The organism is Achromobacter sp. ACM04 (assembly GCF_014851465.1).
Lineage (GTDB): Bacteria > Pseudomonadota > Gammaproteobacteria > Burkholderiales > Burkholderiaceae_B > Achromobacter > Achromobacter aegrifaciens.
This window is the reverse complement of record NZ_JACUZS010000002.1, coordinates 265,127-281,127: the sequence shown is the minus strand read 5'-3', so window position 1 is coordinate 281,127 and position 16,001 is coordinate 265,127. Positions and strand designations below refer to the sequence as shown.

Annotated in this window: 12 protein-coding genes; 9 read left to right on the top strand and 3 right to left on the bottom strand. The window is 66.9% G+C overall.

Features of this window, described 5'->3' with window-relative positions; all coding sequences use genetic code 11:
- Positions 1-59: 59 nt before the first annotated feature.
- Complete coding sequence (gene ubiD, locus IB259_RS12060) at positions 60-1,604, bottom strand: 4-hydroxy-3-polyprenylbenzoate decarboxylase (RefSeq protein ID WP_054451538.1); 1,545 nt, start codon at positions 1,602-1,604, stop codon at positions 60-62.
- Between the two features lie 81 nt (positions 1,605-1,685).
- On the opposite strand from ubiD, the gene IB259_RS12055 reads away from it, so the two are divergent.
- Positions 1,686-2,504, top strand: coding sequence for a lytic transglycosylase domain-containing protein (locus tag IB259_RS12055; protein WP_054451537.1), 819 nt, complete (start codon positions 1,686-1,688; stop codon positions 2,502-2,504).
- Between the two features lie 72 nt (positions 2,505-2,576).
- Here the strand turns inward: IB259_RS12055 and IB259_RS12050 are convergent, their stop codons facing one another.
- Complete coding sequence (locus IB259_RS12050) at positions 2,577-3,737, bottom strand: pyridoxal phosphate-dependent aminotransferase (protein WP_192329114.1); 1,161 nt, start codon at positions 3,735-3,737, stop codon at positions 2,577-2,579.
- Between the two features lie 42 nt (positions 3,738-3,779).
- Here IB259_RS12050 and IB259_RS12045 point away from each other — a divergent pair, with 42 nt between their 5' ends.
- The 4 genes from IB259_RS12045 (at position 3,780) to IB259_RS12030 (ending at position 8,775) form a co-directional block, all read left to right on the top strand.
- Positions 3,780-4,667 (top strand): FAD-binding protein, encoded by an 888-nt coding sequence (locus IB259_RS12045; protein WP_192329113.1) that lies wholly within the window; start codon positions 3,780-3,782, stop codon positions 4,665-4,667.
- A 142-nt stretch (positions 4,668-4,809) separates the two neighbouring features.
- On the top strand, positions 4,810-7,098 hold the full coding sequence (locus IB259_RS12040) for an NADP-dependent malic enzyme (protein WP_192329112.1): 2,289 nt from the start codon (positions 4,810-4,812) through the stop codon (positions 7,096-7,098).
- Positions 7,079-8,311, top strand: a complete 1,233-nt coding sequence (locus IB259_RS12035; protein WP_082400761.1) for a patatin-like phospholipase family protein — start codon at positions 7,079-7,081, stop codon at positions 8,309-8,311. The genes IB259_RS12040 and IB259_RS12035 overlap by 20 nt, the downstream gene beginning before the upstream one ends.
- A complete protein-coding gene (locus IB259_RS12030; RefSeq protein WP_054451534.1) occupies positions 8,308-8,775 on the top strand; it encodes a barstar family protein in 468 nt (155 codons plus the stop codon). The genes IB259_RS12035 and IB259_RS12030 overlap by 4 nt, the downstream gene beginning before the upstream one ends.
- A gap of 10 nt (positions 8,776-8,785) precedes the next feature.
- On the opposite strand, the gene IB259_RS12025 is transcribed toward IB259_RS12030, so the two are convergent.
- Entirely contained in the window at positions 8,786-9,517 is a 732-nt protein-coding gene (locus tag IB259_RS12025) for a 16S rRNA (uracil(1498)-N(3))-methyltransferase (RefSeq protein WP_054451533.1), read from the bottom strand.
- 266 nt (positions 9,518-9,783) lie between these two features.
- Between IB259_RS12025 and tkt the strand changes: the two genes are divergently transcribed.
- From tkt to IB259_RS12005, 4 genes are all read left to right on the top strand, one after another.
- Positions 9,784-11,820, top strand: a complete 2,037-nt coding sequence (tkt, locus tag IB259_RS12020) for a transketolase (protein WP_192329111.1) — start codon at positions 9,784-9,786, stop codon at positions 11,818-11,820.
- Between the two features lie 14 nt (positions 11,821-11,834).
- Entirely contained in the window at positions 11,835-12,845 is a 1,011-nt protein-coding gene (gap, locus tag IB259_RS12015) for a type I glyceraldehyde-3-phosphate dehydrogenase (RefSeq protein ID WP_013395726.1), read from the top strand.
- Between the two features lie 92 nt (positions 12,846-12,937).
- Positions 12,938-14,134 (top strand): phosphoglycerate kinase, encoded by a 1,197-nt coding sequence (locus IB259_RS12010; RefSeq protein WP_192329110.1) that lies wholly within the window; start codon positions 12,938-12,940, stop codon positions 14,132-14,134.
- A 157-nt stretch (positions 14,135-14,291) separates the two neighbouring features.
- On the top strand, positions 14,292-15,980 hold the full coding sequence (locus IB259_RS12005; protein ID WP_082400760.1) for a SulP family inorganic anion transporter: 1,689 nt from the start codon (positions 14,292-14,294) through the stop codon (positions 15,978-15,980).
- Positions 15,981-16,001 lie beyond the last annotated feature (21 nt).

Below are 16,001 nucleotides of genomic sequence, written 5' to 3'. Positions count from 1 at the left end.
GATCCTGCCCCGCTGAAATCCAGGTTGCATATCGGAGGGGCGCTGCGCCCGCCCGCTGTTTACAGCCCCAGCTGCCCCCACATCTCATCCACCCGCTTCTTGACGTCCGCATCCATGGTGATGGGGGTGCCCCATTCCCGATTGGTCTCGCCGGGCCATTTGTTGGTGGCGTCCATGCCCATCTTGCCACCCAGGCCGGAGACCGGCGAGGCGAAGTCCAGGTAGTCGATGGGCGTGTTTTCCACCAGCAAGGTGTCGCGCACCGGGTCCATGCGGGTGGTCATCGCCCAGACCACTTCCTTCCAGTCGCGCGGATTGATGTCCTCGTCCACCACCACGATGAACTTGGTGTACATGAACTGGCGCAGGATGCTCCACAGGCCGAACATGACGCGCTTGGCGTGGCCGGCATACTGCTTGCGGATCGACACCACTGCCAGGCGGTAGCTGCAGCCTTCCGGCGGCAGGTAGAAGTCCACGATCTCGGGCAACTGGCGGCGCAGCAGCGGCACGAAGACCTCGTTGAGCGCCACGCCCAGCACGGCGGGCTCGTCGGGCGGCTTGCCGGTGTAGGTGGAGTGGTAGATGGGATTGCGCCGCATCGTGATCCGCTCCACCGTGAAGACGGGGAACCAGTCCTGCTCGTTGTAGTAGCCGGTGTGGTCGCCGTAGGGACCTTCCAGCGCCATTTCGTAATCGGTGTTCGGAGGCGGGTTGACGCCTTCGGGCACGACGGGTGCGATGGCGCGCGGGTCGGATGACGGCAGCAGGTGGCCTTCCAGCACGATCTCGGCCCAGGCCGGCACGGACAGGTCGCTGCCCAGCGCCTTGGCAACCTCGGTGCGGGATCCGCGCAAGAGGCCGGCGAACTGGTATTCGGACAGGCTGTCGGGCACCGGCGTGACCGCGCCCAGCGTGGTGGCGGGGTCGGCGCCCAGGGCCACGGCGATGGGGAAGGGCGTGCCGGGATGCGCCAGGGCGTGGTCGCGGAAATCCAGCGCGCCGCCGCGGTGCGACAGCCAGCGCATGATCAGCTTGTTGGGGCCCAGCAATTGCTGCCGGTAGATGCCCAGGTTCTGGCGGCGGGCGTTGGGGCCGCGCGTGATCACCAGGCCCCAGGTCAACAGCGGCGCCACGTCGCCGGGCCAGCAGGTCTGGATCGGCAGGCGGTTCAGGTCGACGTCCTTGCCTTCCCAGACGATTTCCTGGCAGGCGGGGCTTTTGACGTTCTTGGGGCTCATGTCCCACAGCGCGGACTTCAGCATCGAGACCTTGGCCAACGCATCGCGCAGGCCCTTGGGCGCTTCGGGCTCGCGCAGCGAAGCGAGCAGTTCGCCGATGTCGCGCAGGGCGCTGACGTCGTCGGCGCCCATGCCGCGGGCGACGCGGGCCGGGGTGCCGAACAGGTTGGCCAGCACCGGCATCTGCGCCGTCTGGCCATTGTGCTGCGCGTTTTCGAACAGCAGGGCAGGGCCCTCCGCACGCAGGACGCGGTCGGATATTTCAGTCATTTCCAGCCGGGTGGACACCGGCGCAGCGATGCGTCTGAGCTCGCCCATGCGTTCAAGTTGGGCGATGAAGTCTCTAAGGTCGCGGTATTTCACTACAGATCCCAGCTATTTGGTTACATATTGGGTAGACAGAGAGGTTAACATTGACTCCCTCTTTTTAACGCAGGAGGTTTTATGCCCGATGCGTCAGTGGCCAGCCTGTTCCGAAGCCTGGCCCAAGGAGTGCACCAATATCTTGCCGAGTCCCTGCGCATTTGCTCCGTTTATCTGGGCATTGCGGTCATTGTGACGGTAAGCATGGGATTCGCCCTGCCTGGTTTGCGCGACCAGGCATTGCAAGTGCACAAAGCCTTGTTGACCGCCCTAGCGCCTACATCCATGCAAACCGGCACCGAATCCGAAGCCGGTTCCGAACTGGGTTCCGACATGTCGTCGGCAATTGCCATGGCCGTTCCTTCTGCTCCCGCCAGCAATGCCACCGGCATGCTGGGGCCCGCCCGTGTCGCGCCTGCGGCGCCCAAGCCCGTTGCGATGAGCGCCACTGGCCCGCAGGCAGAAGCCTTGCGCAACTATATTTCGCGCAAGTACAAGGTCGCGTATGACGCCACCGGCCCGCTGCTGAACACCGTGTACAAGGTAAGCCGCGAAAAGAAGCTGGACCCGCTGCTGGTGCTGGCCGTGATCGCCATCGAGTCCCGCTACAACCCGCTGGCCGAAAGCCACGTGGGCGCCCAGGGACTGATGCAGGTGATGACCAGCGTGCACCAGGACAAATTCGACGCGGTCGGCAAGACCGCGCTGGACCCGGCCGCAAATATCGGGGTCGGAGCCACGATCCTGCGCGATTGCATCAATCGCCGCGGCTCGGTCGATGGCGGCCTGGCATGCTACGTCGGCGCCACCGGACCGGACGACAACGGCTACGGCGCCAAAGTGCAGGCGGAACGCCGCCGCCTGGCGCTGGCCTCCGGGATCGCGCTGGCGCGCGACTGATTCCCGTCCTGGCCTGAATGCAAAGCGCGTCCCTAGGGACGCGCTTTGTTTTTCGCGGTTTGGCTGTCGGACTCAGCCCTGCAGCAGCCGGCCGATGCGGGCGACGGCCTCTTCCAGACGGTCCAGGCCCGTGGCATAGGAAAAGCGCATGGTGTGCTTGCCGTGGGCCGGACCGAAGTCCAGGCCCGGCACCGCGGCCACGCCGGCCTCCAGCAGCAGGCGCTGCGAGAATGCGGCGCTATCCATGCCCAGGTTGGCGATGTCGGCATAAATATAGAAGGCGCCGTCGGGCTTCACCGGCACCTGGATCCCCATGCGCTCGAATTCCAGCAGCAGGTAGTCGCGGCGCTGCTTGAAGGCCTCGCGGCGGTGCTCGAAGGTCTTCATTGCTCCTGGCTGGAAGCAGGCCAGCGCGGCATGCTGGGCCAGCGTGGGCGCGCAGATCGCCAGGCTGGCGGCGATTTTCTCCACCGGCGCCACCATGTCCTCGGGCACGATCATCCAGCCCAGGCGCCAGCCCGTCATGTGGAAGTACTTTGAGAAGCTGTTGATGACGATGACGTCGTCGTCCAGCGTCAGGGCCGAGCGCGGCTGGCCTTCATAGGACAGTCCCAGGTAGATTTCATCGACGATGGCGAAGCCGTCGCGGGCGCGGACCTGCGCCAGCAGCTCGGCCAGCTCGCCATGGTCGATGGAGGTGCCGGTAGGGTTGCTGGGCGAGGCGACCAGCACGCCCTGGGTGGCGGGCGTCCAGTGGCTGGCCACGTCCTGCGCCGACAGCTGGAAGCGCTTGGCCGCCGTGCTGGGGATCAGGCGCGGCACGCCGCCCGCCGCCAGCACGAAATTGCTGTTTGCGGGATAGGACGGATCCGGCATCAGCACTTCGCCGCCCTGGTTGACCAGCGCCGCGCAGGCCAGCGTCAGGGCGCCGGAGGCGCCCGCGGTGACGATCACGCGAGCCGGGTTGATCCTGGCGCCGAACTGCTCGTGGTAGAACTGGGCAATGGCCTCGCGCAGCGGCGTCAGGCCGGCCGAGGGGCTGTAGCCGCTGAGGCCGGCGCGCGCCGCGCGCTCCAGCGCTTCCACGACCTGGGGGGGCGCGGTAAAGTCCGGTTCGCCGATGCCCAGGCTGATAATGTCCTTGCCGGCCGCCTGCAGCGCTTGCGCCTGCTTGAATAGTTCCATTACCTGGAAGGTCAGGAAGTCATTGGTGCGATGGGCAAGGCGGGGCATCGGATTCTCGAAGGCGTTTGTAGCGAAAAAGGAATTGTAGTCATGCAGCCATCCCGGCGCGCTTTCCTCCTGGGCCGCCGTCCGGCCCGCAGCCCGTGGTCGGCCTTCATGGAGCGGTTGAGCCTGCTCTGTCAGGGATCTGTCCGAGATTCGGGCGAGGCGGGAGAGGGCGGCCCGCGGGGCCTGCTGACGCCGGCGCGCGACGCGGATGTGGCGCACGCGCGCACGCTGTGCGCCGAGTACCACGTGACGCTGGCGCTGGCGGGCGCCGAAGGGCCTTTCGAGACCGTCCATGGTCCGCTCCTCACGGTGGACCCGTCCGCCATGACCGGCCTGGTGCGCCTGTCCGGCGAAACCGGGCGCTGGCGCGCGCAGCCGGGCACGCCGCTGGCGATGTTGGCGCAGGCCGGGCTGCGCCAGTTCGCCGGCCTGCCCGGGGGCTTGACGCTGGCTGCATGGCTGGCGGCCAAGGCCCACTGGCCCGCCGGGCGCTGCGCCGACTCCGGCGTGGTGGCGCTGGACGTGATGCTGGCTGACGGCATAGAGGAAACGTTGGGGCCGTTCGGCGAGTCGGACGTCCAGCCCTTGCGTTCCGCCACCGTGCAGCGCCTGGTGCCGGCGCTGTTCCAGCTGGCGTCGGGGGGGGACGCCTTCGCCACCCGGGACGGCGAGCATTGGCTGGGCCGCTACCGGCTGGACGCGCTCAAGCCCGACGCGCCCGCCACCGTCAACCTGGCGCATCTGCTGCTGGGGCATGGCGGCACGCTGGCCTGGGTGCAGTCGGTGACACTGGCAGACGCCGGGCCGGCGCCGCACGCTCCTGCCTGCCCGAACGAGCCGCCGGGGCTGGCTACCACCCGCCTGGACTCTCGGGTGAAGGCCCTGTTCGACCCCGATGGACGTTTTCTTTCATTCCACATCGCGGAATAGCGACAATTTGTAAGCCGGCGCTAACATGGGACGAGCTCGCTTATCCAAGGGGCAGGCGGGCATTGCCGAGGTATCGCGGCGCCCGCCATCGGAATAGAATTCCCCCCTTTCGTGTCACACACTCTAGCCAGTAGCCGCCCCTATGGATGCCAATCTCCGCAAAGCCGCCCTTGAATATCATGAGCTTGGACGCCCCGGCAAAATCTCGGTCACGCCGACCAAGCAGCTCACCAACCAGCGGGACCTGGCCCTGGCGTACTCGCCTGGCGTGGCGGCGGCCTGCGAAGAAATCGTGGCCGATCCGGCCAATGTGTACCGCTACACGGCGCGCGGCAACCTGGTGGGCGTGATCACCAACGGCACCGCGGTGCTGGGCCTGGGCAACATCGGCGCATTGGCTTCCAAGCCGGTGATGGAAGGCAAGGCGGTGCTGTTCAAGAAGTTCGCCGGCCTGGACGTCTTCGATATCGAAATCAATGAGACCGACCCGGACAAGCTGGTCGAGATCATCGCGGGCCTGGAAGCCACCTTCGGCGGTATCAACCTCGAAGACATCAAGGCGCCGGAGTGCTTCACCGTCGAGCGCAAGCTGCGCGAGCGCATGAAGATCCCCGTCTTCCACGACGACCAGCACGGCACCGCGATCTGTGTGTCCGCCGCCTTCATCAACGGCCTGAAGGTCGTGGGCAAGGACATCAAGCAGGTGAAGGTGGTGACCTCGGGCGCAGGCGCCGCCGCGCTGGCCTGCCTGGACCTGATGGTGGACCTGGGCCTGCCGCTGGAAAACATCTGGGTCACCGACATCGAAGGCGTGGTCTACGAAGGCCGCACGGCGCTGATGGATCCGGACAAGGCGCGCTTCGCGCAAAAGACCGACGCCCGCAAGCTGGCCGAAGTGATCCAGGGCGCCGACGTGTTCCTGGGCCTGTCGGCGGGCGGCGTGCTCAAGCCGGAAATGGTCGCGGCCATGGGTCCGCGCCCGCTGATCCTGGCGCTGGCCAATCCCACGCCCGAGATCCTGCCGGAACTGGCGCAGTCGGTGCGCGACGACGTGGTCATGGCGACCGGCCGTTCGGACTATCCGAACCAGGTCAACAACGTGCTGTGCTTCCCGTACATTTTCCGCGGCGCGCTGGACGTGGGCGCCACCACCATCACCCGTGAAATGGAAAAGGCGGCGGTGTACGCCATCGCCGAGCTGGCGGAAGAAGAGCAGAACGAAGTCGTGGCCGCGGCCTACGGCACCTTCGATATTTCGTTCGGCCCTGAATACCTGATCCCCAAGCCTTTCGATCCGCGCCTGATCGTGCGCATTGCGCCGGCGGTGGCCAAGGCCGCGATGGAAGGCGGCGTGGCCACGCGTCCGCTGGCGGACCTGGAAGCCTACGAAGAGCAGCTGCAGCAGTTCGTGTACCACTCGGGCGCCTTCATGAAGCCGCTGTTCTCGGCGGCCAAGCGGATCGTGCGCGAGGGCGGCCCAGCGCGCATCGTGTTCGCTGAAGGCGAAGACGAGCGCGTGCTGCGCGCGGTGCAGGTGATCGTCGATGAAGGCCTGGCCCGTCCCATCCTGGTGGGCCGTCCGTCGGTACTGCTGACCCGCATCGAAAAGCTGGGCCTGCGGTTGCGCCTCGGAGAAGACGTCGAAGTCACCAATCCCGAATACGATGAACGCTTCCACCAGTACTGGACCACGTACTGGGAGCTGATGTGCCGCCGCGGCATCACCAAGGAAATGGCGCGTGTGGAAATGCGCCGCCGCATGACCTTGATCGGCGCCATGATGGTGCGCCTGGGCGACGCCGACGGCATGGTCTGCGGGTCGGTCGGCGCCTACCATGATCACCTGCGCTTCGTGGACGAGGTCATCGGCCGCCGTCCCGGCCACAACGTGTATGCCGCCATGAACATCCTGCTGCTCAACGAGCGCACGGTGGTGCTGGTGGACACGCACGTCAACGATGAACCTTCGGCCGAGCAGATCGCCGAATTCACCATCGCCGCCGCCAACGAGATGCGCCGCATGTACCTGGCGCCCAAGGTCGCGCTGCTGTCGCGTTCAAACTTCGGTTCGGGCAGTTCGGCCTCGGGCGCGAAGATGCGCCGCGCGCTGGAACTGGTGCGCCAGGCCGCGCCGGAACTCGAAATCGACGGCGAAATGCACGGCGACTGCGCGCTGGACGAAGCGCTGCGCATGCGCATCCTGCCGTCGTCCACGCTCAAGGGTCAGGCCAATCTGCTGGTGTGCCCGAACGTCGACTCGGGCAACATCGCCTACAACCTGTTGAAGACCGCCGCAGGCAGCAACGTTGCGGTGGGTCCGTTCCTGCTGGGCGCCAACGCACCGGTGCACATCCTGACCTCCAGCTCCACCGTGCGCCGCATCGTCAACATGACCGCGATGACGGTGGTCGATGTCAATACGCCGCGTTGACGTGACGCCACCCGGTCCGGCGTGCCCGCGCACGCCGACCGGCCTGGTCCTGACCGGAGGCGGCGCTCGCGCCGCCTATCAGGTGGGCGTGCTCAGCGCCATCATGGAATTGCTGGATCCGGACTGGCATTCGCGTTTCCAGAATCCCTTTCACATCATCTGCGGCACGTCCGCCGGCGCCATCAATGCCGCCGCGCTGGCCTGCCGCGCCGACCGGCCCCATCTGGGCGTGCGCCGCATCCGCCGGCTGTGGTCTTCCCTGAATACCGACATGATCTACCGGGCCGACGCGCCCGGCCTGATCCGTACCGGCGTGCGCTGGCTGGGCCTGCTGTCGCTGGGGTGGATGTACTCGGGCCTGACGCGCAAGCGGCCCCATTCGCTGCTGGACAACAGTCCCATGCAGGCTCTGCTGGAGCGGGTGCTGGACTTTCAGCATCTGCGCACCAACCTGGAAACCGGCGCGCTGTCGGCGTTGGCGATCACGGCCTCGGGCTACACCAGCGGCGAGCACCTGACCTTCTACCAGGCGCACACGCCCATCGAGCCCTGGCACCGCTATCTGCGCCTGGCGTTGCCCACGCCCATCGGCATCGACCACCTGATGGCTTCGTCCGCCATCCCCTTCGTCTTTCCGGCCCGGCAGGTGCAGGTGCACGGCAAGGGGGAGTGGTGCGGCGACGGTTCGATGCGCCAGCTCGCGCCCATCAGTCCGGCCATTCACCTGGGCGCGCATCGCGTGCTGGTGATCGGCACGGGTTTCCGCGACGAAACCCACCCGGAAAACCGCGAAGACTCGCCGCCTTACCCGTCGCTGGCCCAGGTCGGCGGGCATGCGCTGGCCAGCATCTTCCTGGACGGCCTGTCGGCCGACGTCGAGCGCCTGGAGCGCATCAACTTCCTGATGGATCAGTCCGGCCCGGAAGGCGCGCAGCACGGGCATGCGCGCCGCATCGAGGTCCTGACGATCACGCCCAGCCAGTCGCTGGACGTCATGGCGCTGGAACATTTGCAGGATATGCCGGCCCAGGCCCGTGCTCTTTTCCGCGTACTCGGTGTATCGTCCGATCCAGACCGTCCCGGCGGCGGTTCGCTGATGTCCTACCTCTTATTTGAATCCAGCTACACCAAGCGATTGATTGAACTGGGTTATGCCGATACGATGCAGCGTAACGACGAAGTGATCGCCTTTTTCAAGGGGGCTCAGGCATGACGCGCAATGGCCAATCTACTCTGCAGCGGCAACTGATGCGCGGCGGTGCGCTGGCCCATGACGGGCTGGACAAGAAGGCCGTGGTGGACGCCGCCCATGAGCTTGGCCTGGCCCTGTTCGTCGCCAATTGCGATCCTGCCCGCAGCCGTTCCGCGGTGCTGCGCGCCATCGTCAAGGCAGTGGATTTCCCCGAATACTTCGGCGGCAACCTGGACGCCCTCTACGACTGCCTGTGCGATACCGTGCTGGACCACAAGACCGGCGTGGTGCTGTGGCTGTACAAGCTGCATTCGGGCGATCCGGCACTGGAAGAAGACTCGGGCCGCATCGAAACCGTCTGCTCAGACGCGGCCGATTTTGCCCGCGAAAACGGCCGCGTTTTTTCGTATGTCATCGAACACGCCGGACGCCATCCGGACCCCGAGCCCGGGGTAGCGGCAGCGCCCTACGGCGAAGACCACTGACCCAGCCGTTCTACCAGGCCAGTAGCGCGCTGGCCGCTGACAGCAGTGCCAGCCCCGCGGTTTCGGTGCGCAGCACCCGGGGGCCGAATCGCACCGCCTGCACGCCCGCCTCGCGGGCCTGGGCCAATTCCTTGTCCGACCACCCTCCTTCCGGCCCCACCAGCAGGGTCAGCGCCTGCAGGCCGGGGGCGGCTCGCAGCGCGCCGGCAAGATCGTCCTGCGCTTCCGGGTGGCACAGCAGGCGCAGGCCCTCGGCGGGCTGTTGCAGCCATTCGGCCAGGGTCAGCGGCGCGTCCACCGTCATCAGCCGGTTGCGGCCGCATTGTTCGCTGGCGGACTGCGCGATGCGCTGCCAATGCGCCACGCGCTTGTCGAGCCGGGCGCCCGACAGCTGCAGCACGCTGCGTTGGGCGGCGATGGGGCTGACGCGCGCGGCGCCCAGCTCCACGGCCTTTTCCACCACCCAGTCCATCTTGTCCCCGGAAGGCAGGCCCTGCACCAGGGTGACGCGTCCGCCCAGTTCGGCCTCGCGCGGCAGGAATTCGCCCAACTGGGCAAAACCAGCCTTGCCTTCCACTTCGAGCGTGGCGGGATACTCGCCGCCCTGGCCGTTGAACAGCGCGACGGCCTCGCCCGCGCGCAGGCGCAGCACGCGCAGCGCATGGTGCGCCAGGGCTTCGGGAAGCGCCACGCGGGCGCCGGTGCTCAGGGGGATATCGCAGAAGAAGCGGGGGGCTGACATAAATGTGCGAGAACTGATTTGATGTGGAGAAGGATACTTTTTGCCGCCGGGCCGTCCCAAGGCAAAAACGCCCCCTTGGGGGGCAGCTAGCCCGCGCAGCGGGCGCGGCGTGGGGGCACTTGTCCTCAGAAAGCTAGCCTAGCACGGGCCGCCTTATGGCCGATGGCGTCGGGGAAACCCCTGGATGCTAAAATCCCATGCTTCGCAACCTACTCAACTGGCCCCTATTTTGACCGTAGGCCCGCCAGCTTCAAAGAGCCTTCCGAATGAGCAATCCGACCGCCCCTAAACTTGCCTTGGCGGATGCCATCCGCGCCCTCGCGATGGACGCCGTGCAACAAGCGAACTCCGGGCACCCGGGTGCTCCCATGGGCATGGCGGAAATCGCCCAAGCCCTGTGGGCCGGCAACCTGCGTCACAATCCCAAGGATCCCGCCTGGGCCAACCGCGACCGCTTCGTGCTGTCCAACGGCCACGGCTCGATGCTGATCTACGCCTTGCTGCACCTGACCGGCTACGACCTGCCGATCGAAGAACTGAAGAATTTCCGCCAGCTGCATTCCAAGACGCCGGGCCACCCCGAAGTGGGCATCACCCCGGGCGTGGAAACGACCACCGGTCCGCTGGGCCAGGGCCTGGGCAATGCCGTGGGCATGGCGCTGGCCGAAGCGCTGCTGGCTGCTGAATTCAACAAGCCCGGCCACACCATCGTCGACCACCACACCTACGCCTTCACCGGCGACGGCTGCCTGATGGAAGGCATCTCGCACGAAGTCTGCTCGCTGGCTGGCACGCTGAAGCTGGGCAAGCTGGTCGTGCTGTATGACGACAACGGCATTTCCATCGACGGCCACGTGGAACACTGGTTTGCCGACGACACCGCCAAGCGCTTCGAAGGCTACGGCTGGAACGTGATCCGCGGCATCGACGGCCATGACGTCGCCGCCGTGGACGCCGCCATCAAGGCCGCGCGTTCGCAATCGGAAAAACCCACGCTGATCGTCTGCCGCACCGTCATCGGCAAGGGTTCGCCCAACATGGCCGGCACGCACAACGTGCACGGCGCGCCGCTGGGCAAGGACGAGATCGCCGCCACCCGCGCCGCGCTGGGCTGGTCGTCGGAACCGTTCCAGATTCCGCAAGACATCTACGACGGCTGGGATGGCCGCAAGCAGGGCGCCGCCGCCCAGGCTGAATGGCAGTCGGCGTTCGACGCCTACGCCACCGAATTCCCCGCCGAAGCCGCTGAATTCAAGCGCCGCATGAAGGGCGAAATGCCCGCCGGCTACGCCGAACAGTTCAAGGCGTTCCTGGACGCCACGCTGGAAAAGGCCGAAACCGTCGCCACCCGCAAGGCGTCGCAGTTCGCCATCACCGCGCTGGCGCCGCTGCTGCCGGAAATGCTGGGCGGCTCGGCCGACCTGACCGGTTCCAACTTCACCGACTGGAAGGGCGTTGTCGCCGTCCGCGCCGGCGACAAGGGCATCCAGTTCGGCCGCCACATCAACTACGGCGTGCGCGAATTCGGCATGGCCGCCATCATGAACGGCGTGGCCCTGCACGGCGGCTACCTGCCGTTCGGCGGCACGTTCCTGACGTTCTCCGACTACTCGCGCAACGCCATCCGCATGGCCGCGCTGATGAAGCAGCGCGTGGTCCACGTGTTCACCCACGACTCCATCGGCCTGGGCGAAGACGGCCCGACCCACCAGTCGATCGAGCACGCAGCCAGCCTGCGACTGATCCCCAACCTGTCGCTGTGGCGTCCTTGCGATACGGCTGAAACCGCCGTGGCCTGGAACGCGGCCGTGACGCGCCCGACCAGCATCGGCATGGACGTGCACGACGGCGGCCCGACGGCCCTGTTGCTGTCGCGCCAGAACCTGCCGTTCGTGCAGCGCGACGCCGCCACCGTCGAGGCCATCGCCCGCGGCGGCTATGTGCTGCGCGATGCCGAAGGCGCCCGCGCAGTCATCATCGCCACCGGCTCGGAAGTCGCCATCGCGCTGGACGCGCAGGCGCAGCTGGCCAAGGACGGCATCGCCGTGCGCGTGGTCTCCATGCCCAGCACCGACGTGTTCGACCGCCAGGACGCCGCCTGGAAGCAATCCGTGCTGCCCAAGGGCCTGCCGCGGGTGGCCGTCGAAGCCGGGGTTACCGCCTTCTGGCACAAGTACGTGGGCCTGGAAGGCGCCGTCGTCGGCATCGACCGCTACGGTGAATCCGCGCCGGCCGGCGCACTGTTCAAGTTCTTCGGGCTGACCGCCGACAAGGTGGCCGAGACCGTCAAGCAAGTTTTGTAAAAAGGAGCTTAGTCATGACCATTCGCGTCGCCATCAACGGTTACGGTCGCATCGGCCGCAACATCCTGCGTGCCCACTACGAAGGTGGCAAGAAGCACGATATCGAAATCGTCGCCATCAATGACCTGGGCGATCCCAAGACCAACGCGCACCTGACGCGCTACGACACCGCCCACGGCAAGTTCCCGGGCACCGTCGAAGTCGACGGCGACTTCATGGTCGTCAACGGCGACAAGATCCGCGTGCTGGCCAACCGCAACCCGGCCGAGCTGCCCTGGGGCGAGCTGAAGGTCGACGTGGTGCTGGAGTGCACGGGCTTCTTCACGACCAAGGAAAAGGCCGGCGCGCACATCAAGGGCGGCGCCAAGAAAGTCATCATCTCGGCCCCCGGCGGCAAGGACGTTGACGCCACCATCGTGTACGGCGTGAACCACGGCGTGCTGAAGGCCACCGACACCGTCATCTCCAACGCTTCGTGCACCACCAACTGCCTGGCCCCGCTGGTCAAGCCGCTGAACGACAAGCTGGGCCTGGAAAACGGCCTGATGACCACCGTCCACGCCTACACCAACGACCAGGTCCTGACCGACGTCTACCACGAAGACCTGCGCCGCGCGCGTTCGGCCACCATGAGCATGATCCCCACGAAGACCGGCGCTGCCGCCGCCGTGGGCCTGGTGCTGCCGGAACTGAACGGCAAGCTGGACGGCTACGCCATCCGCGTCCCGACCATCAACGTGTCGCTGGTCGACCTGTCGTTCGTGGCCAGCCGCGACACGACCGCCGAAGAAGTGAACGGCATCCTGAAGGCCGCCTCGGAAGGCGAGCTCAAGGGCATCCTGGACTACAACACCGAGCCCCTGGTTTCGGTCGACTACAACCACAACCCGGCCTCCAGCACCGTTGACGCGTCGCTGACCAAGGTTTCGGGCCGTCTGGTCAAGGTCTCGTCCTGGTACGACAACGAGTGGGGCTTCTCGAACCGCATGCTCGACACCACCGTCGCGCTGATGTCGGCCAAGTAAGCAACACGGCTAGATAGAGGGGACGGATTTGTTTTCCGCGTATGCGGAAAATGGGTTCGTCCCCTTTGTACGCCCATCGTAGGAATCCAAATATGTCCAAGGTCAACACTCTGTCCGCGCTGGCCAAGTCCGGCGCCCTGTCCGGCAAGCGCGTGTTCATCCGCGCCGATCTCAACGTGCCGTTCGACGACGCCGGCCGCATCAGCGAAGACACCCGCATCCGCGCCTCGGTGCCCGGCATCCGCATGGCGCTGGACGCCGGCGCCGCTGTCATGGTCACCTCCCACCTGGGCCGTCCCAAGGAAGGCGTGCTGACCGAAGCCGATTCGCTGGCCAAGGTCGGCCAGCGCCTGTCCGAACTGCTGGGCATGCCTGTGCAGCTGGTGCGCGACTGGGTCGACGGCGTCCAGGTCGATCACGGCCAGGTCGTGCTGCTGGAAAACTGCCGCGTCAACGTCGGCGAAAAGAAAGACGACGAAACGCTGTCCAAGAAGATGGCCGCGCTGTGCGACGTCTACGTCAACGATGCGTTCGGCACCGCCCACCGCGCCGAAGCCACCACCCACGGCATCGCGCGTTTCGCACCCGTGGCCTGCGCCGGCCCGCTGCTGGCCGCCGAACTGGAAGCCCTGGGCCGCGCGTTGCACGAGCCCAAGCGTCCGCTGGTCGCCATCGTGGGCGGCTCCAAGGTGTCGACCAAGCTGTCGATCCTGCAATCGCTGGCCGACAAGGTCGACCAGCTGGTCGTGGGCGGCGGCATCGCCAACACCTTCATGCTGGCTGCCGGCCTGTCCATCGGCAAGTCGCTGGCTGAACCCGATCAGGTCGACCAGGCGCGCGCCGTGATCGACATCATGAAGCAGCGCGGCGCGGCCGTGCCGATTCCGGTGGACGTGGTGTGCGCCAAGTCCTTTGGCGCCGACGCCGAAGCCACCGTCAAGGCGGCCGAAGACGTAGCCGACGACGACATGATCCTGGACATCGGTCCCAAGACCGCGGCGCAACTGGCCGAGATCCTGACGCAGGCCGGCACGATCGTGTGGAACGGCCCGGTCGGCGTGTTCGAATTCGACCAGTTCGCTAACGGCACCGAAGTGGTGGCGCGGGCGATCGCCGAATCGGAAGGCTTCTCGATCGCCGGCGGCGGCGACACCCTGGCCGCCATTGCCAAGTACGGCATCGGCGAGCAGGTGGGCTATATCTCGACCGGCGGCGGCGCTTTCCTGGAATTCCTGGAAGGCAAGACCCTGCCTGCCGTGGCCGTGCTGGAAGCCCGCTACGCCAAGTAATACGTCTTGCCATGCAAGGCCGAAGCCGCCCCGATGGGGCGGCTTTTTTTATGCCGGCGCCTTGATCCAGGCTGCCCAGGTTTGGCCGGCTTGGTGTAGCCTTGGCGCAAACCGGCGCGCCCCGGGCTCGCTTCATCCCCGATTTCTCCGCAGCACCATGAACCTACGCTTCATTCCCGGCCTCAACAATTTCCGCGGCATCACCCGGGAATCGGCGCGGCGTGACATCACCGCCGGCCTGAGCGTGGCGGCGGTGGCGCTCCCGGTGGGCCTGGCCTATGCCGCCATGATGGGCGTGCCGCCGGTGGCGGGCCTGTGGGCGGCTATCGCCGGGATGCTGGGCTATGCCTTGTTCGGCTCGTCGCGCACCTTGATCGTCGGGCCCGATACTGCCACCTGCACCCTGATTGCCGCCACCCTGACCGGCATGGCGCTGACCACGCCGGAAGACCGGCTGGTGGCCGCCACCGGCATCGCCCTGACGGTGGGGGTGGGCTGCCTGATCGCGCGCGCCCTGCGGCTGGGCGTGCTGGCCAACCTGCTGTCGCGGCCGGTGCTGATCGGTTACATGGCGGGCGTGGCGATCACGCTGGCGTTGTCGCAGTTGAGCGGCCTGACTGGCGTGGGCCTGCGCAACAGCGGACTGGTGCATCCGTTCCTGGAGCTGTCGCGGCGCCTGCCGGAAATCCAGATTCCCACCCTGATCCTGGGCCTGACGTCCTGCGCCTTGCTGGTGGCGGTCAAGCGCTGGCGGCCGAACTGGCCCGGCCCCATCCTGCTGGTGGTGCTGGCCTGCGTGCTGTCCTGGCTGTTCAACTTCCCCGGCCTGGGCATCGCCGTCGTGGGAGAAGTGCCTGCCGGCTTGCCGGCCCTGAGCCTGCCGGTGCGCCTGGAGGGCGTGGACGGCATCCTGCTGGGCGCGGCGGGTGTGCTGGTGGTGAGCTTCTCCAGCGGCATCGTGACGGCGCGCAGCTTCGCCGCACGCACGGGCGAACACGTGGATCCCAACCGCGAGCTGGTGGGCTTTGGCGCGGCCAATATGGCGGCGGGCCTGTTCCAGGGCTTCGTGGTGACGGGCGCGGACTCGCGCACGGCGGTGGGACTGGTGGCTGGTGGTTCTTCGCCGCTGGTCAGCGTCACCGCGGCGCTGGCGCTGGCGGTGGTGGTGAGCCTTTTGAGCGGGCCGCTGTTCTGGCTGCCGCAGGCCGTGCTGTCGGCCATCCTGCTGCTGGCCGCCATCAGCTTGTTCGATGGGCACGCCTTCATGCGCCTGGCGCGCATCTCGCGCATCGAGCTGGCGTTCGGCATCCTTGCCGCGGTGGGCGTGGTGGGCTTTGGCGTGTTGCAGGGCGTGGCCGTGTCGGTGGGCGCCACGCTGCTGTATGCGATGTACGTGTCGGGCAATCCGCGCGACGCCTTGTTGGGCCGTTTGCCCGGCGAAACGGTGTTGGGCAAGCTGCACCTGAATCCCGAGGCCCAGCCGGTACCGGGCACGGTGATCTGGCTGTTCGAGTCTTCGGTGTGGTTCTTCAACGCCGACGCCTTCCGCCGGCGTGCGCGCGAGGTCATCGAGCAGGCAGGCGACGTGCGCTGGTTCGTGCTGGACGCCGAAGCCATGACCCAGGCTGATGCCGACGCGGTCGAGGCGCTGTATGAACTGAAGCATGTGCTGGACGAGCGCGGCATCACGCTGCTGGTGGCGGGCGGACACGGCCAGTTCCGCACCGCGCTGGAACGCTCCGGCCTGGTCAAGAAGATCGGCCGCGACAAGATCTTCGGCAGCCCCGAGCAGGCCGTGGAAGCGATCGAACGCTGGCGCCAGGCACCGCCCGCGGCGCTGGGCTAAGGCGCCCCGGCTGGGCGCCTT

Bases quoted from the DNA above. Each gene is read 5' to 3' on its own strand.
- IB259_RS12055 (WP_054451537.1), top strand. From the start codon at position 1,686: ATGCCCGATGCGTCAGTGGCCAGCCTGTTCCGAAGCCTGGCCCAAGGA.
- IB259_RS12050 (WP_192329114.1), bottom strand. From the start codon at position 3,737: ATGCCCCGCCTTGCCCATCGCACCAATGACTTCCTGACCTTCCAGGTA.
- IB259_RS12045 (WP_192329113.1), top strand. From the start codon at position 3,780: ATGCAGCCATCCCGGCGCGCTTTCCTCCTGGGCCGCCGTCCGGCCCGC.
- IB259_RS12040 (WP_192329112.1), top strand. From the start codon at position 4,810: ATGGATGCCAATCTCCGCAAAGCCGCCCTTGAATATCATGAGCTTGGA.
- IB259_RS12035 (WP_082400761.1), top strand. From the start codon at position 7,079: ATGTCAATACGCCGCGTTGACGTGACGCCACCCGGTCCGGCGTGCCCG.
- IB259_RS12030 (WP_054451534.1), top strand. From the start codon at position 8,308: ATGACGCGCAATGGCCAATCTACTCTGCAGCGGCAACTGATGCGCGGC.
- IB259_RS12025 (WP_054451533.1), bottom strand. From the start codon at position 9,517: ATGTCAGCCCCCCGCTTCTTCTGCGATATCCCCCTGAGCACCGGCGCC.
- tkt (WP_192329111.1), top strand. From the start codon at position 9,784: ATGAGCAATCCGACCGCCCCTAAACTTGCCTTGGCGGATGCCATCCGC.
- gap (WP_013395726.1), top strand. From the start codon at position 11,835: ATGACCATTCGCGTCGCCATCAACGGTTACGGTCGCATCGGCCGCAAC.
- IB259_RS12010 (WP_192329110.1), top strand. From the start codon at position 12,938: ATGTCCAAGGTCAACACTCTGTCCGCGCTGGCCAAGTCCGGCGCCCTG.
- IB259_RS12005 (WP_082400760.1), top strand. From the start codon at position 14,292: ATGAACCTACGCTTCATTCCCGGCCTCAACAATTTCCGCGGCATCACC.